Source organism: Variovorax humicola (genome assembly GCF_037889915.1).
Classification (GTDB): domain Bacteria; phylum Pseudomonadota; class Gammaproteobacteria; order Burkholderiales; family Burkholderiaceae_C; genus Variovorax; species Variovorax humicola.
In genome coordinates this window covers 1-26,948 of record NZ_JBBKZV010000051.1, presented here as the reverse complement: position 1 = coordinate 26,948, position 26,948 = coordinate 1, and the positions used below count along the sequence as shown (strand labels likewise).

Genomic DNA, 26,948 nt, shown 5'->3' with positions numbered 1-26,948 from the left:
CCGACGGCGCGGCTTCCTGTTGACATGCATAGACGTCCATCAAAACTTAGATGGACATCATGGTCAGCGCCTTGGCCTCTGGCCTCAAGATGGGATCACTGGCCGGTTACGCTGAAACAGCGAGGCAAGAGATAGAGGCAGGACTGGCTGCTGATCCAAGGCGGGTCTACATCGTCACCTATGAATGTACCGATTTTGACTGCCAGAATCGATGGGAGGCGACGTGGCCAGCTTCGCGCATCCCTTGCCCTGTCTGCGGAGCCGGTGGAATCTGGTTTCATCAGCACTACGAAATCGGCGGCGCTATCCCGGAGAGTCCAGCGCCGACAAGCTTCGGCGAGGTGTCACATTCGCAGGATGGCGGTTTGAGTCACCGGCATTCGCGAATGCACGGTGGAGGTGATGATGGACCTTCCTTCGATCACTAGTCTAGGGGGCAAGGGGCTCGCTGCCTCTCGCGGAGTTCTCGCTCTCACCATCCGCCGATGGCTTTGTGCGAGTTTTCGCGCTCAAGTTAGCGCAACGAATCCTCGCGCGCTTCGATGCGACCGCTCCCTTGTCGACTCGCCGAAAGCTGTCGAAGCGCCTTCGTTCAAGTTTCTGCGCAAAACACACTTATCCCCGCTAGCTGGTCTCTCGACGCATACGGCAACCAGCCCAGGGCAACGTGAAGTGAGCTTCGCAAAAATGAATCGGCACAGATTTTCTAGAGTTGCGGGACCCAAGTCCTCGACGTCATCCAGGAATTGATGATCCAGCAGTTCGCGAATGGCCTCAATGTGGCGACGGACGCTGCCCAAGTCTTGAACCATGCCGGAATTGCTTTCTGGCTCTCCAGCCAACGTGATCTCGGCGTGATATGTGTGCCCGTGGATGCGTCGGCTGCCTGATGCATCGATCGTGCGATTAAGCGTGTGCGCGGCTTCGAAGACGAATTTCTGGCTTAGTTCGTAGATCATCGGATGCCAATCATCTTGTGAGTTTGAACACTGAGATTCCACTGAGGGTGCTGCTGGCAATAGTCAATCGCCTTGGCCGTGTTGGCGAGCCTGTCCGGCCCGTCCATTGGCTGTAGATAGTGGTTGTCGAAGGCCATTGCTGCGAAGGCTTCTGGGTCGACGCCGGGCTGCGGATAGACCAGTTTCAGCTCCTGCCCACCGCGAACGGCCAGTTTGGCATCGGCCTTAGGACTGACGCAGAGCCAGTCGATGCCCTTCGGAGGCTCGATCGTGCCGTTTGTTTCCATGGCAATCCGAAAGCCCCTGTCATGGAGTGCGGCGACCAGCGCTTCATCGACTTGCAGTAGCGGCTCTCCACCTGTCAGGACGACGAAGCGTCGATCCAACTTGGGCGATGGCCACATGGCTTCAATCGCATTAACCAGGTCCACGGCCGTCCGAAACTTGCCGCCACCATCGCCGTCGGTACCGACAAAGTCGGTGTCGCAGAAGGTGCACGTGGCCGTCGCCCGATCTTCCTCGCGTCCACTCCAGAGGTTGCAACCGGTGAAGCGACAAAAGACGGCCGGGCGGCCCGCATTGGCTCCTTCTCCCTGGAGCGTGTAGAAGATCTCTTTGACGCTATAGATCATGCGAAAGCTTCTTCGGTAAAGGCGGCATAGCCCTTGCGGCGCAGATCGCATGCCGGGCATTCCCCGCACCCGAAGCCCCAATCGTGCTGGACCGTGCGGTCGCCCAGGTAGCAGGTGTGCGTATCCTGCTGGATCAGTTTGACCAGGCTATCGCCCCCCAGTTCATGCGCGAGCTGCCAAGTCGCGGCCTTATCGAGCCACATCAGGGGAGTTTCGATCACCATGGGCGCATCGAGGCCCAGGCTCATCGCAATCTGCAGCGCCTTCAAGGTGTTGTCGCGGCAATCCGGGTAGCCGGAATAGTCGGTCTCGCACATGCCTCCCACCAAAACCTCCAAGCCGCGGCGATAGGCTACTGCAGAAGCGAAGGTGAAGAACAACAGATTGCGGCCGGGTACAAAGGTGTTCGGTAGTCCGCTTTTTTGCAGCGCGATGGCCTTGTCCTGGGTCAGCGCGGTGTCACTGATCTGGCCCAGCAAAGACAGATCCAGCATGTGGTCGTCGCCGAGTTTCGAAGTCCACTGCGGGAAACGTTTGCGCAGCGCGCTCAACACGTCTTGACGGCAGGCGAGCTCGACGGAGTGCCTTTGTCCATAGTCGAACCCGATGGTTTCGACGTGGTCATAGCGTTCAAGCGCCCACGCAAGACAGGTGGTGGAGTCCTGGCCACCGGAGAAAAGGACCAAAGCTTTGGAGTTCATGGTGGTTTAGCCGTTCGCAACGCGGCGAGGTTTGCGGAGGACGCGCTTTGTCAAGCGCACGAGATGATTGGCCAGCGCATCGATGTCGCTTGGCGTGTTCTGGATGCCGTTCCAAGGGCAGATGTCTTCTGCGCTGAACTCCCATTGACCGCTGGTCCAAGCGGTGTATGGCTTGATCAAACGCAAGCCTGGTTCGAACTGCTCGCGCGTGGTGGCGCCTTCATGCGAGTACAGCAGTTCCATCACGAAGCCCATGGCCACGATACCCGCGCCGTGCTTGAGACGCGACGTCCTCGGACTCATGCCCGTCCACTCAGATCCAAAGACTGTTTTGATGGCCTCAAAGAATTCGTTGACGATGTGATACGCGCGGTCTTCATAGTCATCGAACTTGATGAACTCTCTGATCGCTCCATCCGACACTGAGTTCATGATGAAGCGCTGCATCGCCGTATCGCTGATCACACCCTTCGGATTGGTGTGCTGCCGAATTTCGCCGCACAGTGCAGAGTCGCGCGTGAAGTTCAATCTGTCGACGACGCGTGCAGAAAACTTGCGCGTGGTAAACCGCTCCGGCAAGCCTTCCACGGTCGGCAGCAGTTCGTAGATCAAGGTCTTGGGCAGGGGGCGCGTGTTGTTGATCAGTACGAACTGCTGGCGCAGTTCGTTGTAGTCTTTGCAGACCAGCACCGATACAAACACCTGAAATCCGGGCTTTTCAATGCCGGAGAGGGCGCTCAGGCGTTGCTGCCCGTCAACCACGAATCCCGGCTTGGACTTCGATGCATCGATCTCGATGTCGACGACTCCGTGACCGCGATCCTTCGACTTAATGCCATCGATGAAGGCGATGATGACCGCGTTAGGGAGTAGGGCGTCATCGCGCTTGAAGTAGTCGCGGATCTCTTTGATGTGCGAGGCGATCTGATGACGCTGGAAGCCCCTCAATTGGCCGTCGTCCATGCGACCTACGCGCTCAATCTCGGAGAACGCGAGGACCTGCTGAGGCGTCGCCGCGAACGAGAAGACGTCGTGGCCGTCAGCCTGGTGCGCCCGGATGGCCGTAAATTTGAACTTTGTCACTGTGCGTTCTCCATCGTCGTTTGCACATGTTTGTGGTACACGCCGAGGTTGTGGAATCCTCGGCGCTTGTTGCGATTGCTTGATCGAAAAATGATGACTTCGACGCCAACGGCACGACACACGTCGCATTGGCAGCGCTTCCACGGTGCGTCCTGCAGCGTGCGAGCGACCATGTCTTTCATCTTGGCCAGGTCCTTTTCGTGTTGGGCTACATCGCTTGATTCCCCCTCCACAAGAAAACGGTGGTAGTCCATCACCGAAGTGAGCGTGCTCGTTGCCGAGACCTCGCCGCGATCAAAACTTCTAAGAGCAACAAGCGCCTTCTGTTCACGCCGCTGCAGATCCTCCGCGCTGAAGATGCCGCGCTTGATCCCTTGAACCAGGCGAGCGTTCTCTATCGCCTGGGGAATGCGGATCGCTGTGTAATAGTCCAAGCCGCCATTCGGCGAGTCCATGTAGTAGTTCGCCTTGGAATCCTTGAAGGCACGAATCAGCGGCGACGTCGAGTCGAAACTGGTGATGCCATAGTCCGTGAACTCATGGATCTTGTCGGCCTTGGCGAACCCGAGCAGGTGGATCTTGGTCTCGGGCTTGATCGCATCTCGAAGCGTCCGCAGCACCACGTGGATTGCATCCACACGCAGCGGTACCAGGCCACCGATCGCGAGGTACTCGTATCCCATCTTTTCGAGGCGCACTGCAGCTTTGGCCATGCTCGCGGGAGACCACCCTTGGACGGCCCCCATGGGTTCAAACGGAGAACCTTCCTCCCTGGTCAGATCGATGAAAGCTTTGGCGTTGGTCAGCGTGATCTCGTAACGTTTGAGCGTGGCTTCGGCCACGTCCTTTTCCTTCGGGTTGGACAGGTCACAATCAAAGATGATGTGGTCTGGCGACACGCCATGTGTGAAGCCTGCCTCCGTGTAGAACTCGACCACCTCCTCCGGGGAGTACGCGGGCTTGTCGTGCTCGACATAAGCGAATGCACCGCAGTCACCCATCAACATGCAGTCCTTGAAATCCGGACCGTCGTAGCGCAAGAACTTGCGCGCGCCGTCGCGTAGCATGCGCTGCTCTTCCTTGGTGGAATAGCGCACCTTGGAGGAGGACACGCCTTCGGCTTGGCGAATCGCGCTCATCGACACCAGAAGGCCGTCGTAGGGAGCGGGCGTCATCAGTTCATGCGCGTAGACATCGCCCCAATAGCGCTCACGCGCGGGGCCATTGCGGTCGTTCAGAAAGTCATACGCCGGATCGACGTAGTCTTGTGTATCGGAATACAGGAACTTCATGATGAAGGGCTGGTTGTGTAGGCACGTACGAGTGCGTCTTGAAGTTTTTTGATGTCGCGCGGCGTACTCTGAATCTCGTTCCAAGCCACGCCCAGCGCCTCCCAGGTACCCTCAGTCCATCGGCAGGCGGGTGCCACCCTTTCGAGCTCCTTCTTCACGGCGTCGTAGGTTCCCTCCGTGCCAGAGAAGCGCGCATATATGCGATCCATCAGGACGCCCATCGCCTCAATACCGGCCGAATGCATGAGCCGACTCTGACGTGGGTCGCGCCCCCAGGCTTCGGGGAACACTGCTTTGACGGCCGACCAGAAATTGAGGAGCAAGCGGTACATGGACGCCAGATCCGCGCCGTCACGCACGCTCGCTTTGTAGGGCGCCAAGGCGCCAAGCGGATTGTTCATGCTGTTGCGAATCATCGTGATCACCGCGGTGTCAGTGACGATTGCCTCTGAGCCCCCCCGATCCGAAGGGCGCTTGATCAGCTTGAAGAATGGCGAGTCCGGGTCCCGGTTTAAGAAGTTGCAAATCTCGGAAGGGACCTTGCGCGCGCTGAGATCCTTGGGCAACTGGATGCCGCTGGTTTCCGGCAGGAGTTCATTGATTAAGCGCGTCGGCAACGGCCGCGCCTTGTTGACAAGGATGAATTGCTGACGTTGCAGCTCAAGGTTGTCCGAGACAAACCCGACAACCGGTACTGCCACGCCTCGGTTGTTCACTTGCGCCAATGCCAGAGAGCGCTGCTGCCCATCAACAATCCATGCCACGCGCTCTCCGGCTTCGTTGACAGGGATGGTCAACGTTCCTGACTGTGCCAAGCCCTCATCGCCCGTTGGACGCGTGCCTCTGGACGCGGTGAATCGAACTTGGGGCGACATGGCCAGGATGATTGCATTAGGGAACAGGACGTCGCCCTGGTTCAGGTAGTCGACGATGCCTTTCACGTGACTGCGGATCTCGGGTCGCTGAAAGCCCTTCAGGGCGTCCGACTCGTCTCGATCGACGCGCGATATGTCAGCGACCTTGACGATGTCAGCACCTTTGATGAAGAACGCGTAGACGTCCAATCCTTCGCCCTGCGTTGTGTGCAAGGCACGAACCACGATCTCGTTGCTGCCCACGGTAACCTTCTCGGCTTTCATGCGAGTTCTGCCTTCAGTTGACGCCAGAGTCCACCGAATCGAGCCTGCTCGCAGGCCACCAGCGCGATGTCGCGGAGATATCGGTGGAGGCGCGACGAACTGCCCTCGTGCGCTGACCATTGGGTTCGCAATAGTTCGATGATCTCCTCATCCGACTTGCGCGCTCGATGAGGAATGATGGGCTTCTTGAGACGCGACAGGGCTCGTTCGACCGCGGCCTTGGCTGACTCAACATTGAGTCGATGGCCACCAATCTCTTCGACGAAGTGGCGCATCGCGCGTTGCGGAAAGTCTGCGCGGGTGCCGGCGTAATCCTTGTGGCCTTCAAGACGCTCGTCGTAAGGCATCACACACCGCTGAAGGCGCGCCGCGACCTCGTTTGCACCGACGCGCGAGGTGAAAATGAACACTCGATCACGTGCGCTGTTCTGAATGTGCTGAAGGTCGCCCGCCAACATCGCGACATACGCGGAGGGCATCGCCAGTAAGAACCGAGTTTTTGGAGTTCGGTTGATCAGTCGGCTCAGTGGTAGCGGCGAGCCCTTCAGTTCATTCAGAAGCTCCCACCAGCGAGCGGCGTTACACCCCTGCTGAGATAGCACCGGCGCGAGGGAGCCAGGTCCTTGGGACACTGTCAGGTCGTAGTTGGGGACTTGGTCTTCTCTAGCAGCCAGGCCAAGTCCCGCCGACACCACATGCAGAGATCCCCTAACGCGGGACGCCACCGCATGGCTTTCTGTCATGGCACGGCCTACGTACAACTCGCCCGCGGTCAGTGTCTGATGCGTACGCCCTGTTGTCTTGAGCCAGCGCGCAGCGATCGCTGCGGGATCCCCTGTCCGCTCAACCGGCGTCAGGCGCGCCACCTGCCCCACAGCACGCTTGCGGGCGGTGCAATTGGTGATGATTCCGTAACCTGTTGCCATGTGAAATGCGAGCCAAAGCGCGCGTCTGCGCTGACAGTTATTGTACTGCGGCCGATCCAAGATATGCAGTTATTTTAGATATTTGGTCTCTCGTCCTGCAGTTATCCGAATGCATCAAATCTGTTGCTGTTCAACTGCCGACCGGATGAAGCGAAGACCTTCGCACTTTAACGCGCGAAGCGAGTGAGGCATCCCGTCAATAACTGGAAAGCCGAAGGACCGCTTGTCGTTCAAACGAACCCTATACCGCCGCGCGAAGGCGCGGCGCTGGCAAGCCGGGCCAGCCGCCAAAGGGCTACCCGCGCCACCTCGAGTTCTGCCGCAGCGTGCGCATGTCTAGGCGAAGGCGGCTTTGGTCTTTGCGCGATAGAGCAGCGCGTTGATGTCGGTCGCAAAACGCGTCGCTGCTTCCGTCTGTCCTCGCGCGTAGTGATCTCGACAAGTAGCACACAGTTGCAACAGGTTTTCTAGCTCACACGGGTCCTGGTTCCATGCGGCCACCAGCGCATCTAGTGTCGCCAAGTACCTCTCCCGGTAGTTTTCTGCCGACTTCGCCCAATGCTCCTGCGGGAACAAGGCGTTCGCACGCATGTCAGTCAGCGCATCTTCAAACGCGTTGATCAATGGAAATAGTTCGGAACCGCCCATCGTTTGCTTTCCATGCGGGAAAATATCAACGTTGGCATTGTCGTGCACAGAGGGGGCCTCATCGACGATGCTTGAAAGGTGTTTCCCTGCGCTTGCAGCCAGAGCGCGGGCATGAGGGCGGGCGTGAGGGCGGCCTTCGAATCTTCGGTCCCAAGAGTTCTGCAACGCAAGGAGCGCGACTGGACTTGGTCTGCGCAGTCAAGCAAAGCAGTCGGCAAACCTGAAGCTGGCGACTGCAGGCTGGCCGAGGATCGGAATCGCTTGGGCTGCACGTGCCGATCACGCTAGGGTCGTAGACGTTGCCCCTGAGGCCCTGAGGTCGCAATTGGTGCGATAAATTTTAATAAGCGATGAGGAGTCCAGGGCGCGGCCGCGCCTGCCGTCTGGAGCGAATCAGGACCTGCTGATGTTCGACTTCCTTCGCAATAGCCCGCAGTGCGAGCCGCTCCATCACGAGGTCTTGTCGCGGTTGCGGACATGCCGACGCCAGACCGCCGAGGGCTCCTTGACACTTTCAAGTACGGGATCTTGGGCATTTTCGTCCTCCTCCCTGACAAAAACACTTCCTTGGAATCTTGATTTCCCCAAGGGCCTCTCAAGTCCCGCTCGCCTTAGACGCCCACTCATGGACTGGCCGCAGGAGTTCTATTGCCGCAGACAATTCGTCGTTCGAATCGTGCGTCGGATTGATCGCCCACTGCTCAAGCGCCGCAGAGAGCCGCGTGAGCCAGACGAGAAACGTCTGACACACCAGGTCCGCGACGCGGCTCTCGGTTGTATTGGTAGGCGCAGCGCCTAGGCAAGACTGATTGTGGCTTTCGTTCCGGGCGGCATGCGCCGTGCGCGCAACTGGAGGTTGATCGCACATCATCCCAGTAGCATTACCGACGATTTACACAAATCCTTCCTCAACGAGAACACTTCCGGCGGAGTTGATTTCATGGCGCTGCCCGGAACCACCTTCCATTCGGCTCCAACTCTCCGAAACAAGTTTGGCGTTTACTCCGAAGGTTTCGAATCGATAACTAAAGCCGCCGTACATGCCGGGCACCGCGAACCACATTCGTGGTCTTTCCAACTCGAGCAAAAGCTCCAACTGCGGCAATCGGAGGCGGTGTTCATCTATCAAAGAGCGCACTCGTCCAGCGATGACGGCGTGAAAATTTTCCTCAATCCTTCGCAAGATGCCGTTGGGGATCTTGTGCCAATGGTGAGGGGCCAGTGCATCCAAAAGGTGCTGGTGCCCTCGACGATCGGCAACATCGATGGGTCGTTCACCGTTCGAATTTTGGACACTTCGCGCCGCGTTCATGGAGATCAACCGATGAACTACGTCAAGAGGTGCATTTCCGTACGCAGCCTGGTGCAAAGGAGTAAAGCCGGATCTGCCCTCGGGCCGAACCGAGTTGACGAGTTGCTCATCGTCCGCGACCAGAGTGAGTACCCGGGTCCAATCGAGTCGCTTGGCCGCATCTGCGAGTTCGTGGCGAACTCTTCGCATCGCTTCGTTAAGCGTCGCGTTTTGCGTGGTGCCGTCCCAAACAAGGTCCATCGAGAATTCTTCCATCTTTTTTTTCGGGGCTTCTGTGCCCAGTACTTTCACTGTGCCACGCGCACTGAATTTTGATTTTCAGCCTGCTGAACTTCGTCCGCGCATCAGATTCGGCGATCTACTCATTGGCCGTGTGATGAATATTGTCTCCGCAAGTCGCGCGATGCCAATGTCGCCGTCGGGGTCGGAGTTGCGCGGTTGCTGGAGGCCGCTCTGAGACGAGCGCCGATGCATACGGCCTGTTTAAACCGCCTTCCGGCCCTTGCGTGCAGCACACGTAGTTGAGTGGTTTCAATATCGCCTATTGTTTGTCGTTCCATTCATCAACGAGGGCCAGCATCCCCGAATCCGGATCCCCATGGCTGACGATCCGGACGTCCAGGTCCGCATCGCGACACACGTTCAGTGCCCGTCGCACTGCGGCCGCGATCCATCGTGAATCATTTCCGAAGGCTCCTCCACCCAAGCGTGTCAGGAAGACGACCGGATTGCTGTTGGCCGCGCGATTGATCGCCGCCGAAAGTAGGGTGGCTTCGTACGCTGCATCCAGTACCAGACTGGCGAATCGCGCCCAGTGCCCGGTATTTCGCACTCGGTTGTAGGCGACCGGAAGCGCGGAGCAGTACGCTTGAGAGACTGCGTGGCCTGCGCCCAAGTCCGTGACCTCGACGTCCCGGTGCAAACCGATCCGCAGACGCAGCATGACCTCGTCGCGCTGCGTTTCGCTAAGCCGTTCCAGTTTCGCGTCAATGGATGCCAGCCCTTGCTCAGTAACGAGACAGTAGCCGTTCTGCATCTTCCACAAAGCGTCGTCGACATTGCCGAGCGCCATTCCGACATCGCGCAAGCAATCAAGCTGGCGATTGGCGCGCTGGCCGGGGTGCCCACCCACTGGAGCGAGATAGTTCCGATAAATGGTGCCGGCGCCAGTCGCGATGGCGCAAGCCGGCCCTTGCGTTGGATCGCCGGCGTAGCGCGTGACGCCGTCTTCCGGAGTGACGGAGGGCCCGGTCATCTCCAGCAGGTTGAACTGCGACGCCACTTGAAACAGCGCGCCAGCGTTCCGGCTGTCGCGATGCAGATTGCGAGCATCGCCCCGGATGCAGGAGATCCGCGTCGCTCCTTGCCCGGTTGTCCACGGCGCCGCGCGGTGTCGCAACTCAGCAAGCGTTGGCAACTCCAGTTGCCCCACACCTAAAGTGCGCTCGCTGTGCGTCGAACGCAGTCGACCGTCCACGACGGAAAGCCTGGCCTGCGTTGTGTCGAAGTCCTTTTCCGCAAAGCCAGTGATCTGTTCAAACCAGTCCATCTGCGTGCACCTCAGCATTTCAGTTCGTGACGACTCGTCGTCGGGTGATAGTTCAAGACGTAGCGTGCCTGTGCCGGCGTCTCGATTGCATGGGGCCGAACCAGGCGAATACGCTCGATGGCCTGGGTTGGCGTGACCCCATGCTCCACCAGCAGGCAGGCCGCCACCGTCCCGGCCCGTCCCAGACCGCCTCGGCAATGGACCAGGACGCGCTGGCCGGCTGCGATTGTCTGGCGTACGTGCGCAACCGCCCCATGGGGCTCGGTAGTGGCATCGAGGAGCAAATCGCGTGTCAGCAAGTTTCCCACCGCGAGCTTTGGAGAAAGCCATTCGATGAACGGCGCATGCCAGCAGGCGTGCACCACGCGCAGGCCGTCCAAGTCCAGCCACAAGGGCAGGGTAAGGAACCAGTCTACGAGCCCGGCGTGCAAAGAAGGGTTGTGTTCTACCTGAGCAAGGAACGCCTGGTGCTGATGGCGATTTCTCTGTCCCCAGGGGGGCACTCAGGTGCGGACGGAGGAATTCGCCGGGTTGGCGCAAGTCCGGCGTGTGCCAAGCGACGGCGTTCAACTCGTGATTGCCCATCACCGCCAGCGCGCTGCCGGCTTCGACCATCGCGCGCACCGCCTGACAAGTCTCTACGCCTTGAGGGCCGCGGGCGATGAAGTCGCCGACGAAGATGGCCACACGCTGCGGATGGCGCCACGCGCCTGAGCGCTGCTCATAGCCCAATCTACGGAGCAGGCATTCCAGCTTTTCGAACTGGCCGTGAATGTCACCAATGATGTCAAAGTCCATTCACTCTCCTCTTGTTGACATAATGTCACTATCATAACTTCTTATTGGCAATTGGTCACTAAGCAAATGGGCAACCTCCTCTTTCCTCTGGTATCCGCTGACGTAGCCATCTTCAGCATCGGGGACGGCGCACTTCAGGTGTTGCTGGTGCAACGTGCGCGAGCGCCGGCGGCGGGCGCATGGGCACTGCCCGGTGCGGTACTGAATCCTCAAAGCGACAGAGACCTGGAAGCTACTGCGCGCCGCGCATTGCGCGACAAGATCAGCGTCGAGGTGCCCTATTTGTCCCAACTGCGCACCTTTGCGGGCGCCGACCGAGATCCGCGCGGCTGGTCGCTGGGCGTGCTGTACTACGCACTGCTGCCGAAGAATCGGGTGCAGGCAGTGGTCCGCTCGAAAGTGGAGTTGGTACGGTGGGTGAACGTCGACGCGGATCTGCCGGCGCTGGCGTTCGACCATGCTGAGCAGTTGGCCGCAGCACGCTCCGCGCTGCGCGAACGCGTTCGCGAACATGCATTGCCGCTGCATCTGATGCCCGAGCAGTTCACGCTCACGCAGTTGCAGAAAGTTTGTGAAATCATCCTGGCGCAGCGCCCCGACGGTGTAGCCGCTCTGGACAAGGGTGCGTTCCGTCGGCGTTTTGCAAAGAGCGCAGACATCGTCGAGATTCCGGGTGCCTTTGAGCGCGGGGCACAACGGCCAGCGCAGCTCTTCGAGGTAGCGCCAGATTTCCGCTTCTGACCCTACGCGCAGCACTGCAATCTCAAGCCTATATCGGGATGCCACGCGTTGAGGAGGTCAGATGGTGACTCTATGGCACGATACCAGCCAGAAGGTCGCAGTGCAGCAAGCATGCTGAATCCGTCACATGCGAGCGCATTGCGCAGGTCGAGCAGAGTCGCCGCAGATCCATCAATATGTTGAGGGAAACGCACGACGTATGAAACGTACACCAACAACGGTTGCGACGCTTGAGAACCTAGGCCGTGAGCGCGTGTCAGCGTCGTTCTTCATGAGGGATTTCTTGTACAGCGAAATCGCGAACTTCCACCGACTCCAGAATTTGCCCCAGAATCCGGAGCATGCGCTGCAGAACGGGAGGCGCCTGTGCGAGGAATTGCTGGAGCCTTTGCAGGCGACGTTCGGTCGAATACATTCGCTCGGCATACCGGTCGGAGGAAGTGAATGAGTTCGGCAACCTTCACAAGATGAACTGCGGTTCAAACGAGTCGAACTATGCTGGCCACATCTGGGACAAGCCCGACAAGAATGGCATGGGAGCCATGGCATGCATAGTCGTGCCATGGTTTGCCGATTTGTACGATGAAGGCAAAGGCCGAGATTGGCGTGGGTTGGCATACTGGATTCACAACCACTTGCCCTATAGCACGCTTCCGTTTTTTCCAAAGCTCTGCGCTTTCAACATCGGCTGGCACGAAAAGCCCAGACGATCAATAACGGGCTATATGGGCACCAGGATCGATCTGCCCTCTGGCTCCCCACCACACGCCTCGTACGCAAGTTGGTACGTTGGCTTCCCTGAGTTAAAGCGCAACGCGCAAGGCTGAGGACCCTGTCATGCGGCCTTGAGGGCCTCGCCCGCCGTAGCCGAGGCATGACGCCACTTCCGCTGAATGCCGATCGACAGGAAGGCACGCGTGCGCGTGTATCAATCGGCCGAGTAGGCAGTCAAACCGGTCCTCCTTACTGAGTCTATTTCCCAACGCTTTCAACCGTTTCACATCGTGTCGGCATTCGGACCCATGCAAGACTTGCAGAAGTTCAGCGGCTTGCGGTACTTCTCAATGCAGATGAGCTTGGGAAGCGGCGACGAGGGCGGCCCATATCTGTGCGGGATCCTTGTCTGGGTTGGCAATTTGGTTTTGCCAGTAGGCGCTCTCGATGTTTTTGAGAACAATGTTTCGCGCGTATGCATCCGGATCGCGAAGCCGAATGTCTGGTACGAGCTCTCGGGGATCGTTTAAATCGTCTGCCGGCGTGAGCCTAAATTTGAAGTTACTGAAGAATCGTGACCAATCGAAATGTGGGCGTGCTGTCGCTGACGGAAGACCCGATAAACGAGTTGATGTGGGCGCACTACGCAAACAGCCATTCGGGCTTCGCTGTCGGGCTCGACATGAGCAACGAGTTTTTTCAACCAAGCGTGGTGAGCCAAAGGTGTGTGGAGAGCTGATGAATGTCATCTACACAGACACCACCCCTGTGGTTTATGTAGAGGCCGGAACGCTGGATATTCCGAAGGAAGTCTTCTTTACCAAGGGCACGACGTGGTCATACGAGAAGGAATGGCGGATGATTAAGTACCTGCCCACCGCTGACGAAGTGCAGACTATCGATGGCAAGAAAATTCATTTATTCAACGTCCCGGTAGAGGCCATTAAAGATGTGTTGATCGGTGCAAAGACCAGCAGCGCCGCACGTGATTCAGTCATCGCAAAAGTGCGCGCGGCAGCGCCAAACGCTTCGATAAGAGAGGTAAATTTCGATCCCGTAAGCGGCTTTACAACAATAGACTTGTGAACGCCGTAGTCGACCCAAAGTGGTCGGTCGAGAGAGAACTAACAATCACGGCGTCGGCTCAGGAGCGCTTCTACACAGCCTCGGCCCGTTCTTGACCTTCACAGCCTGCACAACGCGGCCGCTCGGCAGGCAGTCATAGGGCCGCGCCGCAGTGGTGGCTTGGCGCACGCGGCTGCCAGCGAGTTTGCGGGCCCCGCGACGGGGCGGTGCCCGAGCCCTTGTAGCCATCATCGAAGCCGTCGACGCCGCATTCCCCGCATTCGCCCACTGGCAAACTTGCGCCGTCTCAAGGAGCAGAAAACCCTCAAGAATGAACTGGTTCGAAGCCTCACCGGCTTCAAAGAAAGCACCTACAACAAGACCAAGGGGCAGTTGGAGATCGACGGCACCAACCTGCGCTCGCAGGCGAACGGCAAGACCTACAACATCGGCACGTTCGAGATGACATCGCTGGCGGACCTGCGCGCCCGAGTAGCCGCCGGCACTGGCGCCGCGGGCAAGCTGCGCGTGAGCATCGTCACCGGCGACGCTCGAAAGATGCACCAGGCGCCGGAGCACGCGGGCGCTGTTCTAGGTTGCAAGCCAGTTCAACGCGCTGGAGATGGTCGGGCCCGACGTGACGCCGGAAGATGGCCTCGCCCGCTACGAATACGATCGAACCCAAGGCCATGCATGCGCCACGGCGGCCAGCGCGGTGACGATCTACCGCAACTACTTCGGGGCTGTCGGCGAACGGGCAGGCCAGACCGCGGAGCGCCAGTTCGATGGTCTGGCCGACATCGGCGCCGAGTTGAATCCCGCGCTTGACCGGTGTGCTGGCGACCTCTGGCTCTGGACCATGCGCAATGGCTACGCGCTGTGCAAACGCGAGGGCCTCGACCTGATCGCCGAACACTTGCGCGCCATCGGGCCCGATCAGACCGGCGCGCTCGCCGGCAAACCGCGGATCGGCGTATCGGGACGTCGAAGTGACCGACGCGCCGACCACGCCGGGCCCGATCGTCTCCCAAGCTAGCTGCATCCGTCGCCTACGATTAGGTGCCGCGTCAGAAGTGGCAGGCATTCCCTCAGCTGGTGCTCAATGCGGCCTACGAGGCGACGATGCTGGACGCCGTGCTCAACGCCCCATGAGGCACGTCGACCATTGCCCGGCTTGGAGTATCGAAAAGCTGTTGACTGTTCAAGGCATGCGGGTCCGGACCTTTCCCTTGAATGTCTTGTGAATGACACACGCCGCCCTGCATTGGCACCACCTATCTGACCATCCGCGGTCGCTCTTTATTCCGCGGCGGAGCCCCATTAAGGCCAACCAAGCACTTCTGCCACAACGGAAATCCTGACAAATTCCACGTCATCAACCCGCTCGTATGAAAGTGCTCGATGGGAAAGTAGTTTAGGACTCTAAGCGTTACAACGCCCGGATTAAACGCAAACATGGCAGTCTTCTGAATCGTCTCCACGTATTCACGGAGGAGCCCTGCGATGTCTGACGCTTCCTGATTGGGATTTAATTCAAATTCCAGGTCACCTCTAGGTCGAAGCCACATCCATACCGAACTCATACCAGGGTGAGTCAAATCACATACTGTCTGGTAACACTTCAAAACGCCCGGCACCCCTCCTTCTTCGAGTATTTTGATGTATTCACGCACGTGTTTCGCATTGTGGGATGGGGGTGTGGTTTGAAATTCGGCTTTTGGAACGTGTCGAGCAAATGCGAAATGAATAAGCGCGTCCTCAAGTTCTTTGGCAGAGACGAGACCCTCACCGAGCGAGCCGGAAAGCGCCCGGACGATCAAGTCGTTGTTAGTAGCCAGCGAGAGAGGAACAGAGCCGAGCGAAGTCGAGGAATCGGCAGCTGATTCGATAAAACCGCGTAATGCCGCCGCAAACGCCAGTAAGTTCGTCTGATTAAAGGCGGAGAGAACTGCCGTGATCCATCGTCTGCTTCGAAGAATCGATGTGACCGCTCCTAGATGTGATCGAGCGAGAATTTCGCCGCAGTACGTCTGCATAGCTTTGGCGTGATTGCAGTTTATGAGGGTCTCAAATTGCTCATTCTCCGTGAACGAGTACCGAGTTTTTTGCGAGTTTAGTGCAAGGGCGTCGATCATGTGGAGATATTGCGCCATATCCTTGCCGAAAATCTTCTCCCATTGGCGGACTACGTCTTTTGTCATGGAGGTGAACGAATTAAGCGGACCTGATGATCCAAAATGCACAGCGCATTAATGGGCGCTGGGCGTGTGGCCTTTGGGTCCGCTCCGAGCGTGCCCTTCCTACGCGATTTCGAGAGCACTGCCGTTATCGGCGGCGCGGTCTTCGCGGTCGTTCAAAGCGCTCAACCACAAGTCTCATTCCAGGATGGACCCCCACTTCGCTCAAGGTGCGAAGATCTTGCACTGGTTTACCGGCCTCATCCCCGGTAATCATCCTTACGCCTGTAAGAATCTTGTTGCTCTCCATGTCCTTCAAAATCCATGAATGACCGTATTCGAAAGGACCAACTTCGGCTTCGATCTTGAAATAAATCTCATTGAGAAGATCGTCAAAATTCTTGAATGCAGCAGTAGGTAACGTAAAGAGCGACGTAGGATCGTTCAATATATTTCGGGCGTCGACCTCAATGGTCGTTGAACGGTCTATTTCATCGGCAACCCGCTCGATCAGGTTTTCAGACCCCTTCGATCCCACCTCGGAACCTCCAGCCAGGGTCTGCAGAACCCTTGCTTTCATCTCGGCCTGTTGCGCCTCGACTTCTATCGTATGGCGAACGCGAGTCCGCATACCCTGAAGGAAGCTTTCATCCGACTTGTAGTCGCCGGGGCCATACAGCTTCTCGTGGTGGCAGCTTACAAGCCATCCAAATGTCAACAAGACCAATACTGGGAAAAGAACGAGAAACCAAACCATTGGGCGTCGCTCATCTGGTTCTAGGGACGAAATTCCGAGTGTCAACGCGGCGACCCCGTAAATGAGAACAATGAATAGAGCAATTATCCCGAGCGGATTGCGTGCCAAACCCTTGGCGGAACTTGCGAAACTGTCAAGGCCGGACATTGGACCCCTCCGTTGGACTAGGTGCGCCGGAGTCTACGGCGCTGTCCTCTATTTTTGATAGCGGCTTCGTAAGCATCGAGCACCACCTGATCGCCCGGGTGCGTGAGCATCGCGCGCAGATCGGCCAGCGGCGCCAGCGCGACGGCTTGGCTTTCCACGTCACGTCGGCCGGCGAGCCGCCGATGCGTTCCCAGGTAGAAGCGGCTGAACGTCTCCTTGCGCGTCACGTCGCACAGGAATGCGAGCAGTCGAATGCAGAGGCCGGCTTCCTCGAACACTTCGACCAGCGCGATCGCGGCAAGACTGCGGCCATCGGGGCGCCCTTTCGGCAACGTGAACTCATGCCCGCCGAAACGGGCCGGTCGGCGCCACGCACCACGCGCGCCCGTCAGGCTCCAGCACCAGCGCGCCGACGGCGGGCTTCATGCCGCGCGAGCAGACGAACCGAGGCTCAGCCATTGGCGAGGCGGCCGCGATGGCTTCCAGCCCTCATCCGTCTGCGGCGCCTGTGCCCATGGCGCCCTCCTCACCTGGCGCCAGTCGAGGAGTTCGAGACCGGGGCGATTCAGTCGGACTCGAACCACTTCTGTAGGATGGAAACGGCCTCGCCGGCTGGCAAGCGGGGCAAATGTGAGCTGCTGCACACCCAGTCTGGAATTTGTCTGCGCTAACGCCAATGTCGCCAGGCAAAAGAGATTAAAACGCGCCTCGCGCTCTGCTAGAGTCACGACAAAATTTTCTTCATGGGGCTCCACTTGCACAATCTCGTGTCCTCGTCTATGAAACGCGCGCGGCGAAGGCGATATGACCTTCACTGAGCAGCGCGTGTCGCGGGCGTTCCTCGCAGTTCCACAGGCCGAGAAGGCACTCTTCGCTCGAAACTTCATTCGACAAGCAGTGTGCGAGTTGCGGTTCCCTACGCTCTTCGACCTAGAGGGAGCCAAGCCCCCGCCCTCGTTTGCACAAGCTCTGCGCAAGGAATATCCTCACCTCAATGTAGTTAATTCTATTAACTTGGCGCCGGGACAACTTTCCAGTACAGCCAACTCCCACACTTTTCGCTCTAAAGACCACAAATGGACGATCACCCTGCGCTCGGCGGCAGTGGTATTGGAAACTTCGCACTATTCGTCATTTTCAGAATTCAGGGATCGACTTGAATTTTTGCTCAAAGCAGCGGAGAAGGTGATCGATAGCGATTTTTTTACCAGAATCGGACTTCGGTATATCAATACGGTTCCGTACACGCGAGAAGCGATAGGCAAATGGATCAATCCTGCTTTGGTGGGACCTCTAATGGAAGGCATCTATGGCGACCCCATCGAGTACGCGGGACGGGTCATCGGTCTCACCGAAGTTGGCGGCTTCCTCTTCCAGCATGGAGTCGCAAATCAACTAAATAGACAACAGTCCATCGGCGACCTTGGGATCGGTCAAGGACAAATCCCCAACTACGAAGCGCCAATTCAATTGGAATACTCTTTGGATTTTGATCTTTACGCAGAGGACGTACAACTTGTCGACGCAATAAAGACGGTGAATCGTTTGCACGATCTAGAATATTCGTTCTTCTATTGGGCGCTTGGGCCCGAGGCCAAGAATGACCTAGGGCCGTCAAAGCTAAAAGGGGAATCCGTTGCTTGACCAAACCTGTTGATATGACGCCGATTGTCCATGCGGCGCCCGACAGCCGCCGCGACGCGTTTACTCCAATGCCTCACGCGGGAGGCACGATGCTCTCTCAGACAGAGTTTGCCACATTGGGCGCCCGGAGCACAATTGTTCGCTTTCATCAAGGCGACATCACTGGCACCGCTGGAAACTTTTCTCAGGCAGGCGACCCGGTGCCGTCTGAAGCGCAGCCGTCGATGAGCGATGAGCTGGCAAAAACTGTATCGACCAGAACGCTCATTCTGGCGCGCCACTTTGGTGCGGGCGTGGATCGCGAGGAATTATCTCGTCTTGAGATTCTAACGGCTCGTCTACGCAAGCTGTCACCGCGAGTAACCGAAGAGCAAATCGATCTTCAAGCGGAAATGGTTGGCATGGTGGAGGACATCTCTTTCCGTTTGGCGGCAACCCGGGCACGCCTGAACGTCGAGTGAGCGTTTTTTCTTATCCCAAAGTCCGTCACAATCGGACTCAGACCCCGCCGCAATATAAGCAATACGGCGCATACAAGAGCGCTTTGCAAAAAGAATTCCGTCGCATCTGTGTCTACTGCAGAGCGGTTGATTGCGTCTCGCCAGGCGTGGTATTCGGCGTCGACCACTATAAGCCTAAATCGAAATTTCCTCACGAGACCACCAATTATAAGAATTTGTACTATTGCTGTTCGGCTTGCAACAGCCGAAAAGGCAATCACTGGCCGATGCCGGAATTTCTCGACACTCAGACGATTCCGAACCCTTGCGACCATCAAATGTTTAAGCACCTTCGATTTAGACAAGCGAAGGTCGAAGATAGATCGGAGTGCGGCCGGTTCACGAAAATCCTGCTGGATCTGAATGACCCAAAAGCGGTAGCTTTTAGAGAGCACGTGATCCATATGGTCGATATCCTGAACAAGCAGCACGACGAACTTTGTTCGCTTCTGAACCAAGTCGAAGAGCAGGAGAAAAAAGAACAGCTGAGCGCCTCAGCTGCGTCCAAGGAGAGGCACGCATTGAATGCGGATCTCGACAAGGTCGACAACGCCCTCGCGATGTACTACGGCACCACGCCCATTCCATGAGGTCATCCCCGGGGGAGATTTGAGGCGCTTGTGTGGGGATGCACGTCCCGCGTAAATCGCCGTCGATGTTCAGCGGCGAGGGGCGGCTTCGGCCGCCACGCACGGCCGGCAGAACAGCCCCCAGACTCCGCCACACCCAGGAACTTCGCCCGCGGTGAATTCATTTGCGCATCGAGCGGACGGCCTCACAGATCGCAGGCGCCAACCGGGCCCGTGAACTCGATGGCAGGCGTCACTCGCGATGCGCCAGGATGGCGGCCACCAGCGGCCCGTCGTGGGGGCGGGTGAGCAGTTCGTGCAGACGGGCGATCGGGCACAGGATGCTCGCCTGACTTTCCCATCCCATCGCGCCAGGATGGCCGCCGATGCGCCGCCCGACGTAGTACCGGGTGAACGTCATCGTGCGCGCCAGATCGATCAGGTGCCCCGTCAGGCGCGTCACCAGCCCGAGTTCTTCCCATGCCTCGCGCATCGCGGCTGCGGCCAGCAACCCGGCATCGTGCCGGCCCTTGGGCACCACGTGAGCAACGCCGCCGAAGCCATTCGAAGGCTGGGCCAGCCAGACACGGCCATCGGGCTCCAGCAGCACGACGCCCGCAGCAGGTGCCAGCCCGGCCGGCGGCGCGAACGGCGGCTCAGCGACCGGCCTGCGCGCCGCCTCCGCGTCCCACCAGTCGGCAGGCGGCTGCCAGGGCGCTACGGGCACGCCGTTGAGCGCGGCCGGCGCTTCCCCATCCGGCACCACGACGACGACCGCGCTTGGGTCGGCCCAGGCAGCAGCAGGCGTCGCGACGCTCGGATGCAGGATCGACACCGGCTGGCCGGCGTCGTCGAGGCGCGGGTGGAAGGCGGTCACGGGCGTTGCAGCTTCAGGAGGACGCTCCAGATTGTGTGGTACGTTCGAGCACGACCCGACCCCTTCACGCGCGCGACCTCGTCCTTGAAGCTCGGATAGGTCACCGCCCGCGCCATGGTCGCCATCGCCTCGGCGAATTCATCGACCTTCGCCGACGACCCGAAATGCATAGTCGGTACCGCCGTCCGACTGGATCGCGCCCAGGCTCGGTAGGTAGTGCTCCCGCAGTTCAATCAGATCGGCCTTGACGCGGGCCCGGATCGTCAACGTTCCGGCCTCCTCATCGCCCGGTTTGCGCACAGCGGACAGGAAGCCGCCGGTTGGCATGATCACCCACATTGTTCTTCTCCTTCACCCGCCACCGCAGCGGGGGTCGCGGAATGTACCGTCGTTCGACGCTCAGGTGTCGCCGGGTCGCGCGCGCTTTTTTTAAAGTGGGTTGCCGTCCCCGCCTCTCCCGTGAGCCATCGGGTGGTCGGCGGAACACAGCGGGGCTGTGAATATCAACGGCGAGCCGAACCACTTGACCACTTGAACCGCCTGTTTTTCCAAAGAGTTCTTTCGCTCGTGCCCATATGCTTTTGAGGGTGGCGCCTGCCGCACTTTTGACTTGACCCTGTTGCGCGGACGGGTTGGGACTTGATTCTCAAGTCGATAGATTGGCTGCAGCGCAGACTTGTCCACCGGCGGCGTGGCGCATGCCACGCAGGCGCCGACGGTGGTCAAGTCGTGTTCGAGGCGAGGCGGTTGCTTGGACTTGCTTTGTAGTTCCTTTCAAATGCGGCCGGCGAGATCTGTCCGAGTGCGCTGTGGCGTCGGCGCGGGTTGTACCAACCCTCGATGTAGGTGAACAGCGCCAGTCGCGCCTCGGTCTTGGTTTGCCAGCTGCGCCGGTCGATTAGCTCGCATTCGAGCGTGGCGAAGAAGCTTTCGGCCATCGCGTTGTCGTAGGCATCGCCAACGGTGCCCATCGACGGGCGTACGCCCATCCTCTTGCACCGCTCGCCGAAGGCAATGCTGGTGTACTGGGCGGATTCAACCGGTCGATGCAACACCTTCAATCATGGAGGTGCTATGGGAAGACCCGCGGGGTGGATGCAGAAGTTAACGGGGCGCGAGGCAATGCGATCGCCCGGTGCTCCTTCGCTTCGGCGAGAGGTGGAGCGCCAGTTCTGGAAGCAGATTGCCGCCGGAATCACGAGGCCGCCGAAGCCGTTGGTGTGTCGCAGCCAGCGGGCACTCGCTGGTTCCGTCATCGTGGTGGCATGCCATTGTTCATGTCGAATCCCATCTCGGGAAGGTATCTGTCATTCGCCGAGCGAGAAGAGATCGCTCTTCTGCGTGCTCAAGACGTTGGGATTCGGGAGATAGCTCGCCGTCTGGAGCGAAGCCCATCAACTATTTCGCGAGAGCTGACCCGCAACGCTGCGACTCGCGGTGGCAAGCTCGAATATCGGGCTTCAGTCGCGCAGTGGAAGTGCGAGCTGGTGGCCAAGAGACCCAAGCCAGCCAAGCTGCTCACCAATCCACAGCTGCGCAAGTATGTCCAAGACCGCCTTGAGGGCAAGATCTACGATTGCTCAAGGGCACGAGGTCGCCGGGCCTCAGCAAGCTCCGTTCATCGGCCGCAACAAGCCTCATCGTGGTGACCGCAAATGGGTCAACGGCTGGTCGCCGGAGCAGATTGCCAACCGTCTGCAGGTCGACTTCCCGGATGATCAGTCCATGCGCATTTCCCACGAAGCTGTCTACCAGGCCCTCTACATTCAGGGGCGAGGGGCCCTCAAGCGCGAGCTGGTGAGCTATCTGCGTATGGGGCGTGCATTGCGAGTGCCACGGGCCAGGGCCCAGGCCAAGGCATGGGCCCATGTTAGCGAGGAGGTGATGATCTCCAGTCGGCCTGCAGAGGCAGAAGATCGTGCCGTGCCGGGACATTGGGAAGGTGATTTGATCATCGGCCTGGACAGGTCCGCCGTCGGGACGCTGGTGGAGCGATCGAGCCGCTTCACCATGCTCGTGCATTTGCCTCGCGAGGTGGGCTATGGACTATCTCCTCGGACGAAGAACGGTCCCGCGCTCGCGGGCTACGGGGCCATCACCATGGCCAACGCACTCAAAAAAACCGTGACCACGCTGCCTGCCCAGTTGTGGCAATCGTTGACCTGGGATCGTGGCAAGGAACTCTCCGACCATGCGCGGTTCACCATCGAGTCCGGGGTTCGCGTCTTCTTTGCCGACCCTCATAGCCCATGGCAGCGCGGCACAAACGAGAACACGAATGGGCTGCTGCGCCAATACTTCCCCAAAGGCACTGACCTGTCTCGCTGGAGCGAGCAAGAGATTCAAGCCGTGGCCAGGGCCTTGAATAACAGGCCGCGTAAGACGCTGGGCTGGAAGACACCGACTGAAGCCTTGAACGAGTATCTAAAATCCGTTCGACAACCCGGTGTTGCATCGACCGGTTGAATCCGCCCTGGCTGCCCTGGTCGCTGTGATGAATCACGCCATCGGGCTTGCGTTGCTGCAGCGCCATGTTCAATGCCGCAAGCACCAACTCGGCGGTCATCTGCTCGCCGATGGCCCAGCCCACGATGCGCCGGCTCCACACATCCAACACGATGGCTAGGAAGATGAAGCCCGCCCATGTAGGCACGTAGGTCATATCAGCGACCCACAGTTGATTCGGCCGGCCAGCGACAAACTCGCGCTTGACCAGATCAGGCGCCGGGCGCTGTCGCGCGTCGCGTCGTGTCGTCACGATGAAGCCGCGGCGCCGGCTGATGCCTCGTATCGCATTGACTCGCATCAGCCTGGCCACGCGCTTGCCACTGACGCGCATCCCTTGATCGATCAATTCGGCGCGCACGCGTGGCATGCCGTAGGTGGCGTCGGATTCGGCATGGATCGCCCGGATCCGCTCCAGCAACACTGCGTCGTCGATGGAACGCCTCGACGGCGCTCGGCCGAGCCACGCGTAGTAGCCACTGGCAGAGACCTTGAGGACGCGGCACATCGTATGCACGGGAACCTTGGCCTGGTTCGCACTCACGAGTTCGTAGACCCGATGGATGTCTTCTCGCCTTTGCCGGCGAACCAGGCCGTAGCCTTTGCCAAGATGTCCCTCTCCTGCTTGATCTGTCGATTCTCTCGGCGCAGTCGCACGAGTTCCTCGCGCTCAGCGTTGCTCAAGACATCCTTGCCGCGCGCAGGCTTGCCACTTTCAGCAGCGGCTTGTGCCACCCAGGTCGAGATGCTCTGGGCAGTGCAGCCGAATTCACGCGAGAGTTGCGATGGGGTGCGGCCGGCCTGGACCAGCTCGACCATCTGTCGACGGAATTCCGCCGGGTACGGAGGCTTCGGTGTGGGCATATCGGACTCCTTCATCCGTAAGGATCGTGTGTCCGCGAAATCGGGTCAACTTCACTTCGGAACCGACGCCCACGAGGCCTTGATCGGCCAACTCAAGCTGCGGCGCATGGAGCGGTTCACCTACGTACGAATACGACTTTGGTGACCGATGGGTACACGACCTGCGTATCGAGGCCATCTTGCCTGTCAATCCCACGCGGGTGTATCCGGTGTGCAACGGGGGCCGACACGCAGCGCCTCCGGAGGATTGCGGCGGTCCGGCGACGTTCATGGCCACACGGTTCGATTACACACGCTGGTAGGCAGGACGCTGTGGATGCGCGCGACCGACTCGACCGTGTTCCTGTACCAGGATCACCAGATGGTGGCCAGCCACCCCCGAGGCCTGCGTCCTGGGCAACGCGTGAGCGTTCGCGACCACCTGCCGCCGGCGGCGCGCCAGTTCTTCGCCCATGACCGTGCGTGGTGTCTGCAGCAGGCACGCGAAGTCGGCGCTGCGTGTGCCGAGCTGATCGATCAGCTGCTGGCCGACCGCATCCTGGAGCGTCTGCGTGCAGCGCAGGGCGTGCTGCGGCTGCGCGACAGGTTCGGTGCCGCGCGCCTGGAGGCCGCCTGTGCCCGGGCGCTGCTGCATGCGAGCCCGTACTACCGCACGGTCAAGACGATCCTCACCGGCGGCTTCGACCAGCTACCTCTGGATGCCGCCGAGGACGCTCATATCCATGCCCCGGGCGCGCGCTTCGCGCGCAGCGCACAACTGCTGTTCAACCCCGACGCACCGCGTCACTGACCCAAGGAGCTCACCATGAATCCCATGCCAGCCCTCAGCCCGCACCTGAAGCAACTGCGCCTGTCGGGCATCCTCGACTCGCTGGAGGCGCGCAACCGCCAGGCCATCGATGCCAAGCTCGCCTACACCGAATTCCTCGCGCTGCTCATCGAAGACGAGGTCGCGCGCCGGGAACAGAAGAAGTTCACCTGTCGGCTGCGACGCGCGGCGTTCCGCAGCAACAAGACGCTGGACCAGTTCGACTTCGACCGCCTGCCGCAACTCAACCGCGCGCTGGTGCACGAGCTGGCCACCGGGCGCTACCTCGATGAGCGCGCGCCGGTGCTGATCGTGGGGCCGTGTGGCACGGGCAAGTCACATCTCGCGCAGGCGCTTGGCCACTGCGCGGTGCGCCAGGGCGTGGACGTCACCTTCGCCACCTGCACGCAACTGACCGCGGCATTGAACTCGGCGCGTGCCACCGGCGGATACGAACGCAAACTCGCCAACCTCGCGCGCGTGTCGCTGCTGATCATCGACGACTTCGGACTCAAACCCCTTCGCCCGCCAGCCGACGAAGATCTGCATGAACTCATGGCTGAGCGCTACGAGTGTGCGGCCACCATCGTGACCAGCAACCTTGACCTTACAGAGTGGGACCAAGCCTTCCCAGCCAACAAGCTGCTGGCCAGCGCGACGCTCGACCGCATGCGCCACAACGCCTACTGCCTGGTGGTGGACGGCAAGAGCTACCGGGCGCCGCGCCAACTGCCGGCGGTGATCCGCCAGCGTCTTGCCAGTGAGGCCAAAACCGCTCAAGCTTGAGCCCCTTCGATGGTGTCCTTCGACCTCGTTAAAGCCGGCTCCAATATGCCGAAAACAGGTGGCTCCATTACGCCGGAAAGTGACAGGAGCAGGTCCCGGCACGAGCTGGAGGATCTTGGCGACGGAGTAGATGACGAGGAATGGGACATCTTGCGCCACTACCACCCCGACCGCTTCGATCGGCGCACCGTCAACCGAAGGCTCGCAGCATTGGCTGCGCAACCGCAGGAAAGGTAGGCCCTATGAGAGTTACCGTTCAGATTCGCATTGAGGGGGCCGCGCCGCGCGCCTTCACCGTGCCGCTTCAGGCCATCGATCGTCCATGTGACCAGGTGCAGGACGTCGGACTCGCTCTAGGGGAGGCCAAGTCCATACTCGGAAAGCTTCAGCAAACGCTTGTGCGCCAGCAGTTGGAGAGCTACTTGGCAGGGCGCAGGGGCTGTCCGCAGTGCGGCAGGCCGCGGGCCATCAAGGGCTACCACCCGCTGCGCTTGCGCACCGCCTTCGGGGATATCGCCCTGCGCAGTCCCCGTTGGCACCGCTGCCTTTGCGAGCAATGCCGGGACGCCACGTTCTGCCCGTTGAGCGAACTCCTGACGGTGCACAAGTCGCCGGAACTGACGTACCTGGAGGCCAAATGGGCGGCGCAAGTCTCCTTCGCGGCCGTCGGCGCCCTGCTACACGATGTGTTGCCAGTCGATCAGGCGCTGCGTCAGGAGACCATTCGCCGACACGTCCTGGCCACAGCCGAGCGACTCGAAGCGCAGCTCGGTCCGGAGCAGTTCGCCTACGACGGGGGCAGCCAGCGAGAAATCGAAGCGTCGCCGGAGCCTGACGCCCCGATCGCGGTCGGAATTGACGGCGGCTACATTCGCGGTCGTGAGCGCCGGCCGGGTGCCAACGGCTGCTTCGAGGTCATCGCGGGAAAGAGCATTCCCGAGGAAGGTCGGCCAAGGTCTTCGCATTCGTGCATCCGGTAGACACCAAACCCAAGCGCCGGCTGCGTTCAGTACTTGAGTCGCAGGGCGTCCTGCCCCGCCAGCACATCACGTTCCTGCCGGATGGCGGCGACACAGTGCGAGAGCTTGGCGCATTCCTGCATCCGCGGTCCGAGCACATCCTGGACTGGTTTCACATCGCAATGCGTATCGCAGCTCTTGCAGGCAACGCGCGGTTTGCAAGGCGCAAAGAAGATCGAATTACTCAAGGGCATCGAGCGCGTCAAATGGTTCCTGTGGCATGGAAACGTGATGCGCGCCGACGAAACCTTGTACAACCTGCTCGAGGAAATCGCCGATACACGCGAGGAGCAGCGCAAGGCTGGCCTGCCGAGTTCGGCTGTCCTCAAGAAGCTTGACCGGGCGATGGATGAATTCGCGACCTACGTCGACTACAATGCCGGCGCCATCGTCAACTATGGGGAGCGGTACCGGTGCGGAGAGCGCATTTCTACCGGCTTCGTCGAATCTGCGGTCAACCAGGTGATCGCTAATCTTACTGTGTCAGTAAATATGGGGACTCCTTCTGAATCGGGCGTGTCCACGGGCTATGGTTTGCGCGGCGCTTGCGCATCCAGTAGCCGTTCTGTCTCCTGCTCCCAGTCCTGCATAAGCTTCTTCGCCTTGCGATGGTTGGCAATGGCGTTCTCCAGGATGGCGGCTTGCTCGGGCGAGACCGTGCGGTGAACCAGCTTGCCGCCCTTCATGTGCCCCCACTCGAAGTAAGGGCCGTGGCGAGCGTCCGGATCGCTGGCGC

Annotated in this window: 31 protein-coding genes and 5 pseudogenes; 16 read left to right on the top strand and 20 right to left on the bottom strand. The window is 59.6% G+C overall.

Features of this window, described 5'->3' with window-relative positions; all coding sequences use genetic code 11:
• The first annotated feature begins 50 nt into the window (after positions 1 to 50).
• The gene (locus WKW80_RS34910) at positions 51 to 428 is read left to right on the top strand and encodes a hypothetical protein (RefSeq protein WP_340368150.1); all 378 of its coding nucleotides are present in this window, start codon (positions 51 to 53) and stop codon (positions 426 to 428) included.
• 81 nt (positions 429 to 509) lie between these two features.
• Here WKW80_RS34910 and WKW80_RS34905 read toward each other — a convergent pair whose 3' ends face one another.
• The 12 genes and pseudogenes from WKW80_RS34905 to WKW80_RS34850 form a co-directional block, all read right to left on the bottom strand.
• Positions 510 to 959, bottom strand: coding sequence for a 6-carboxytetrahydropterin synthase (locus WKW80_RS34905; RefSeq protein WP_340368149.1), 450 nt, complete (start codon positions 957 to 959; stop codon positions 510 to 512).
• The gene (gene queE / locus WKW80_RS34900) at positions 956 to 1,591 is read right to left on the bottom strand and encodes a 7-carboxy-7-deazaguanine synthase (protein WP_340368148.1); all 636 of its coding nucleotides are present in this window, start codon (positions 1,589 to 1,591) and stop codon (positions 956 to 958) included. The genes WKW80_RS34905 and queE overlap by 4 nt, the downstream gene beginning before the upstream one ends.
• Positions 1,588 to 2,292, bottom strand: coding sequence for a 7-cyano-7-deazaguanine synthase QueC (gene queC, locus WKW80_RS34895; RefSeq protein ID WP_340368147.1), 705 nt, complete (start codon positions 2,290 to 2,292; stop codon positions 1,588 to 1,590). The genes queE and queC overlap by 4 nt, the downstream gene beginning before the upstream one ends.
• Positions 2,293 to 2,298: 6 nt before the next feature.
• Positions 2,299 to 3,375, bottom strand: coding sequence for a DGQHR domain-containing protein DpdB (gene dbpB, locus WKW80_RS34890; protein WP_340368146.1), 1,077 nt, complete (start codon positions 3,373 to 3,375; stop codon positions 2,299 to 2,301).
• Positions 3,372 to 4,667, bottom strand: a complete 1,296-nt coding sequence (gene dpdA, locus WKW80_RS34885) for a tRNA-guanine transglycosylase DpdA (protein WP_340368145.1) — start codon at positions 4,665 to 4,667, stop codon at positions 3,372 to 3,374. Before dpdA ends, dbpB (WKW80_RS34890) begins: the two co-directional genes overlap by 4 nt.
• Positions 4,664 to 5,806: a DGQHR domain-containing protein DpdB gene (gene dbpB / locus WKW80_RS34880; RefSeq protein WP_340368144.1), complete on the bottom strand. Its 1,143-nt coding sequence runs from the start codon at positions 5,804 to 5,806 to the stop codon at positions 4,664 to 4,666. The genes dpdA and dbpB (WKW80_RS34880) overlap by 4 nt, the downstream gene beginning before the upstream one ends.
• Positions 5,803 to 6,732, bottom strand: a complete 930-nt coding sequence (locus WKW80_RS34875; RefSeq protein WP_340368143.1) for a hypothetical protein — start codon at positions 6,730 to 6,732, stop codon at positions 5,803 to 5,805. The genes dbpB (WKW80_RS34880) and WKW80_RS34875 overlap by 4 nt, the downstream gene beginning before the upstream one ends.
• Positions 6,733 to 7,068: 336 nt before the next feature.
• Complete coding sequence (locus WKW80_RS34870) at positions 7,069 to 7,428, bottom strand: hypothetical protein (RefSeq protein WP_340368142.1); 360 nt, start codon at positions 7,426 to 7,428, stop codon at positions 7,069 to 7,071.
• An 844-nt stretch (positions 7,429 to 8,272) separates the two neighbouring features.
• The gene (locus WKW80_RS34865) at positions 8,273 to 8,881 is read right to left on the bottom strand and encodes an ankyrin repeat domain-containing protein (protein ID WP_340368153.1); all 609 of its coding nucleotides are present in this window, start codon (positions 8,879 to 8,881) and stop codon (positions 8,273 to 8,275) included.
• Between the two features lie 352 nt (positions 8,882 to 9,233).
• Positions 9,234 to 10,241, bottom strand: a complete 1,008-nt coding sequence (locus WKW80_RS34860) for a hypothetical protein (RefSeq protein ID WP_340368152.1) — start codon at positions 10,239 to 10,241, stop codon at positions 9,234 to 9,236.
• An 11-nt stretch (positions 10,242 to 10,252) separates the two neighbouring features.
• Positions 10,253 to 10,621 (bottom strand): protein-tyrosine phosphatase family protein, encoded by a 369-nt coding sequence (locus tag WKW80_RS34855; protein ID WP_340368151.1) that lies wholly within the window; start codon positions 10,619 to 10,621, stop codon positions 10,253 to 10,255.
• 217 nt (positions 10,622 to 10,838) lie between these two features.
• Positions 10,839 to 11,039 (bottom strand): annotated as a pseudogene (locus WKW80_RS34850) (metallophosphoesterase); the annotation flags it as partial.
• Positions 11,040 to 11,105: 66 nt separating this feature from the next.
• On the opposite strand from WKW80_RS34850, the gene WKW80_RS34845 reads away from it, so the two are divergent.
• From WKW80_RS34845 to WKW80_RS34825, 5 genes are all read left to right on the top strand, one after another.
• On the top strand, positions 11,106 to 11,780 hold the full coding sequence (locus WKW80_RS34845; protein WP_340368141.1) for an NUDIX hydrolase: 675 nt from the start codon (positions 11,106 to 11,108) through the stop codon (positions 11,778 to 11,780).
• A 440-nt stretch (positions 11,781 to 12,220) separates the two neighbouring features.
• Positions 12,221 to 12,607, top strand: a complete 387-nt coding sequence (locus WKW80_RS34840) for a hypothetical protein (protein WP_340368140.1) — start codon at positions 12,221 to 12,223, stop codon at positions 12,605 to 12,607.
• Between the two features lie 461 nt (positions 12,608 to 13,068).
• Positions 13,069 to 13,233, top strand: coding sequence for a DUF2971 domain-containing protein (locus WKW80_RS34835; RefSeq protein WP_340368139.1), 165 nt, complete (start codon positions 13,069 to 13,071; stop codon positions 13,231 to 13,233).
• On the top strand, positions 13,233 to 13,580 hold the full coding sequence (locus WKW80_RS34830; RefSeq protein ID WP_340368138.1) for a hypothetical protein: 348 nt from the start codon (positions 13,233 to 13,235) through the stop codon (positions 13,578 to 13,580). The genes WKW80_RS34835 and WKW80_RS34830 overlap by 1 nt, the downstream gene beginning before the upstream one ends.
• A 601-nt stretch (positions 13,581 to 14,181) precedes the next feature.
• A complete protein-coding gene (locus tag WKW80_RS34825; protein ID WP_340368137.1) occupies positions 14,182 to 14,595 on the top strand; it encodes a hypothetical protein in 414 nt (137 codons plus the stop codon).
• A gap of 238 nt (positions 14,596 to 14,833) precedes the next feature.
• Here WKW80_RS34825 and WKW80_RS34820 read toward each other — a convergent pair whose 3' ends face one another.
• The 3 genes from WKW80_RS34820 to WKW80_RS34810 form a co-directional block, all read right to left on the bottom strand.
• Entirely contained in the window at positions 14,834 to 15,760 is a 927-nt protein-coding gene (locus WKW80_RS34820) for a hypothetical protein (protein WP_340368136.1), read from the bottom strand.
• Positions 15,761 to 15,884: 124 nt separating this feature from the next.
• Complete coding sequence (locus tag WKW80_RS34815) at positions 15,885 to 16,640, bottom strand: hypothetical protein (protein ID WP_340368135.1); 756 nt, start codon at positions 16,638 to 16,640, stop codon at positions 15,885 to 15,887.
• Between the two features lie 17 nt (positions 16,641 to 16,657).
• Entirely contained in the window at positions 16,658 to 16,972 is a 315-nt protein-coding gene (locus WKW80_RS34810) for an NUDIX hydrolase (RefSeq protein WP_340368134.1), read from the bottom strand.
• 472 nt (positions 16,973 to 17,444) lie between these two features.
• Between WKW80_RS34810 and WKW80_RS34805 the strand changes: the two genes are divergently transcribed.
• From WKW80_RS34805 to WKW80_RS34795, 3 genes are all read left to right on the top strand, one after another.
• Positions 17,445 to 18,284, top strand: a complete 840-nt coding sequence (locus tag WKW80_RS34805; protein WP_340368133.1) for a TIGR04255 family protein — start codon at positions 17,445 to 17,447, stop codon at positions 18,282 to 18,284.
• Positions 18,281 to 18,745 (top strand): hypothetical protein, encoded by a 465-nt coding sequence (locus tag WKW80_RS34800; RefSeq protein WP_340368132.1) that lies wholly within the window; start codon positions 18,281 to 18,283, stop codon positions 18,743 to 18,745. The genes WKW80_RS34805 and WKW80_RS34800 overlap by 4 nt, the downstream gene beginning before the upstream one ends.
• A gap of 83 nt (positions 18,746 to 18,828) precedes the next feature.
• A complete protein-coding gene (locus WKW80_RS34795) occupies positions 18,829 to 19,374 on the top strand; it encodes an HNH endonuclease (RefSeq protein WP_340368131.1) in 546 nt (181 codons plus the stop codon).
• Positions 19,375 to 19,606: 232 nt separating this feature from the next.
• Here the strand turns inward: WKW80_RS34795 and WKW80_RS34790 are convergent, their stop codons facing one another.
• The 3 genes and pseudogenes from WKW80_RS34790 to WKW80_RS34780 all read right to left on the bottom strand — a co-directional run.
• Positions 19,607 to 20,230 carry an NUDIX hydrolase gene (locus WKW80_RS34790; protein ID WP_340368130.1) on the bottom strand — a complete coding sequence of 208 codons (624 nt, stop codon included), beginning with the start codon at positions 20,228 to 20,230 and terminating at the stop codon, positions 19,607 to 19,609.
• Positions 20,231 to 20,368: 138 nt separating this feature from the next.
• Entirely contained in the window at positions 20,369 to 20,569 is a 201-nt protein-coding gene (locus WKW80_RS34785; RefSeq protein WP_340368129.1) for a hypothetical protein, read from the bottom strand.
• 383 nt (positions 20,570 to 20,952) lie between these two features.
• A pseudogene (locus WKW80_RS34780) lies at positions 20,953 to 21,261 on the bottom strand (transposase); the annotation flags it as partial.
• Between the two features lie 64 nt (positions 21,262 to 21,325).
• On the opposite strand from WKW80_RS34780, the pseudogene WKW80_RS34775 reads away from it, so the two are divergent.
• Positions 21,326 to 22,696, top strand: a pseudogene (locus tag WKW80_RS34775) (IS30 family transposase).
• Between the two features lie 7 nt (positions 22,697 to 22,703).
• On the opposite strand, the pseudogene WKW80_RS34770 reads toward WKW80_RS34775, so the two are convergent.
• Positions 22,704 to 23,599: pseudogene (locus tag WKW80_RS34770) on the bottom strand (IS3 family transposase); the annotation flags it as partial.
• A 134-nt stretch (positions 23,600 to 23,733) separates the two neighbouring features.
• Between WKW80_RS34770 and WKW80_RS37635 the strand changes: the two are divergent.
• From WKW80_RS37635 to WKW80_RS34750, 5 genes and pseudogenes are all read left to right on the top strand, one after another.
• A pseudogene (locus tag WKW80_RS37635) lies at positions 23,734 to 23,901 on the top strand (IS1096 element passenger TnpR family protein); the annotation flags it as partial.
• Entirely contained in the window at positions 23,847 to 24,389 is a 543-nt protein-coding gene (locus WKW80_RS34765) for a Mu transposase domain-containing protein (RefSeq protein ID WP_479694164.1), read from the top strand. The pseudogene WKW80_RS37635 and the gene WKW80_RS34765, both read left to right, overlap by 55 nt.
• A gap of 15 nt (positions 24,390 to 24,404) precedes the next feature.
• The gene (gene istB / locus WKW80_RS34760) at positions 24,405 to 25,193 is read left to right on the top strand and encodes an IS21-like element helper ATPase IstB (protein WP_340368127.1); all 789 of its coding nucleotides are present in this window, start codon (positions 24,405 to 24,407) and stop codon (positions 25,191 to 25,193) included.
• Between the two features lie 9 nt (positions 25,194 to 25,202).
• On the top strand, positions 25,203 to 25,430 hold the full coding sequence (locus WKW80_RS34755) for a hypothetical protein (RefSeq protein ID WP_340368126.1): 228 nt from the start codon (positions 25,203 to 25,205) through the stop codon (positions 25,428 to 25,430).
• A 254-nt stretch (positions 25,431 to 25,684) separates the two neighbouring features.
• Entirely contained in the window at positions 25,685 to 26,173 is a 489-nt protein-coding gene (locus WKW80_RS34750; protein ID WP_340368125.1) for a hypothetical protein, read from the top strand.
• Positions 26,174 to 26,199: 26 nt separating this feature from the next.
• Here WKW80_RS34750 and WKW80_RS34745 read toward each other — a convergent pair whose 3' ends face one another.
• Positions 26,200 to 26,328 (bottom strand): hypothetical protein, encoded by a 129-nt coding sequence (locus WKW80_RS34745; RefSeq protein WP_340368124.1) that lies wholly within the window; start codon positions 26,326 to 26,328, stop codon positions 26,200 to 26,202.
• 22 nt (positions 26,329 to 26,350) lie between these two features.
• On the opposite strand from WKW80_RS34745, the gene WKW80_RS37730 reads away from it, so the two are divergent.
• Entirely contained in the window at positions 26,351 to 26,878 is a 528-nt protein-coding gene (locus WKW80_RS37730) for a hypothetical protein (RefSeq protein ID WP_340368123.1), read from the top strand.
• Positions 26,879 to 26,948: the final 70 nt, after the last annotated feature.

What these genes read in the sequence shown, in the direction of transcription:
- WKW80_RS34910 (WP_340368150.1), top strand. Translation starts at nt 51, where the DNA reads ATGGACATCATGGTCAGCGCCTTGGCCTCTGGCCTCAAGATGGGATCA.
- WKW80_RS34905 (WP_340368149.1), bottom strand. Translation starts at nt 959, where the DNA reads ATGATCTACGAACTAAGCCAGAAATTCGTCTTCGAAGCCGCGCACACG.
- queE (WP_340368148.1), bottom strand. Translation starts at nt 1,591, where the DNA reads ATGATCTATAGCGTCAAAGAGATCTTCTACACGCTCCAGGGAGAAGGA.
- queC (WP_340368147.1), bottom strand. Translation starts at nt 2,292, where the DNA reads ATGAACTCCAAAGCTTTGGTCCTTTTCTCCGGTGGCCAGGACTCCACC.
- dpdA (WP_340368145.1), bottom strand. Translation starts at nt 4,667, where the DNA reads ATGAAGTTCCTGTATTCCGATACACAAGACTACGTCGATCCGGCGTAT.
- dbpB (WP_340368144.1), bottom strand. Translation starts at nt 5,806, where the DNA reads ATGAAAGCCGAGAAGGTTACCGTGGGCAGCAACGAGATCGTGGTTCGT.
- WKW80_RS34875 (WP_340368143.1), bottom strand. Translation starts at nt 6,732, where the DNA reads ATGGCAACAGGTTACGGAATCATCACCAATTGCACCGCCCGCAAGCGT.
- WKW80_RS34865 (WP_340368153.1), bottom strand. Translation starts at nt 8,881, where the DNA reads ATGCGAAGAGTTCGCCACGAACTCGCAGATGCGGCCAAGCGACTCGAT.
- WKW80_RS34860 (WP_340368152.1), bottom strand. Translation starts at nt 10,241, where the DNA reads ATGGACTGGTTTGAACAGATCACTGGCTTTGCGGAAAAGGACTTCGAC.
- WKW80_RS34845 (WP_340368141.1), top strand. Translation starts at nt 11,106, where the DNA reads ATGGGCAACCTCCTCTTTCCTCTGGTATCCGCTGACGTAGCCATCTTC.
- WKW80_RS34830 (WP_340368138.1), top strand. Translation starts at nt 13,233, where the DNA reads ATGAATGTCATCTACACAGACACCACCCCTGTGGTTTATGTAGAGGCC.
- WKW80_RS34825 (WP_340368137.1), top strand. Translation starts at nt 14,182, where the DNA reads ATGGTCGGGCCCGACGTGACGCCGGAAGATGGCCTCGCCCGCTACGAA.
- WKW80_RS34820 (WP_340368136.1), bottom strand. Translation starts at nt 15,760, where the DNA reads ATGACAAAAGACGTAGTCCGCCAATGGGAGAAGATTTTCGGCAAGGAT.
- WKW80_RS34815 (WP_340368135.1), bottom strand. Translation starts at nt 16,640, where the DNA reads ATGTCCGGCCTTGACAGTTTCGCAAGTTCCGCCAAGGGTTTGGCACGC.
- WKW80_RS34805 (WP_340368133.1), top strand. Translation starts at nt 17,445, where the DNA reads ATGACCTTCACTGAGCAGCGCGTGTCGCGGGCGTTCCTCGCAGTTCCA.
- WKW80_RS34785 (WP_340368129.1), bottom strand. Translation starts at nt 20,569, where the DNA reads ATGTGGGTGATCATGCCAACCGGCGGCTTCCTGTCCGCTGTGCGCAAA.
- istB (WP_340368127.1), top strand. Translation starts at nt 24,405, where the DNA reads ATGAATCCCATGCCAGCCCTCAGCCCGCACCTGAAGCAACTGCGCCTG.
- WKW80_RS34755 (WP_340368126.1), top strand. Translation starts at nt 25,203, where the DNA reads ATGGTGTCCTTCGACCTCGTTAAAGCCGGCTCCAATATGCCGAAAACA.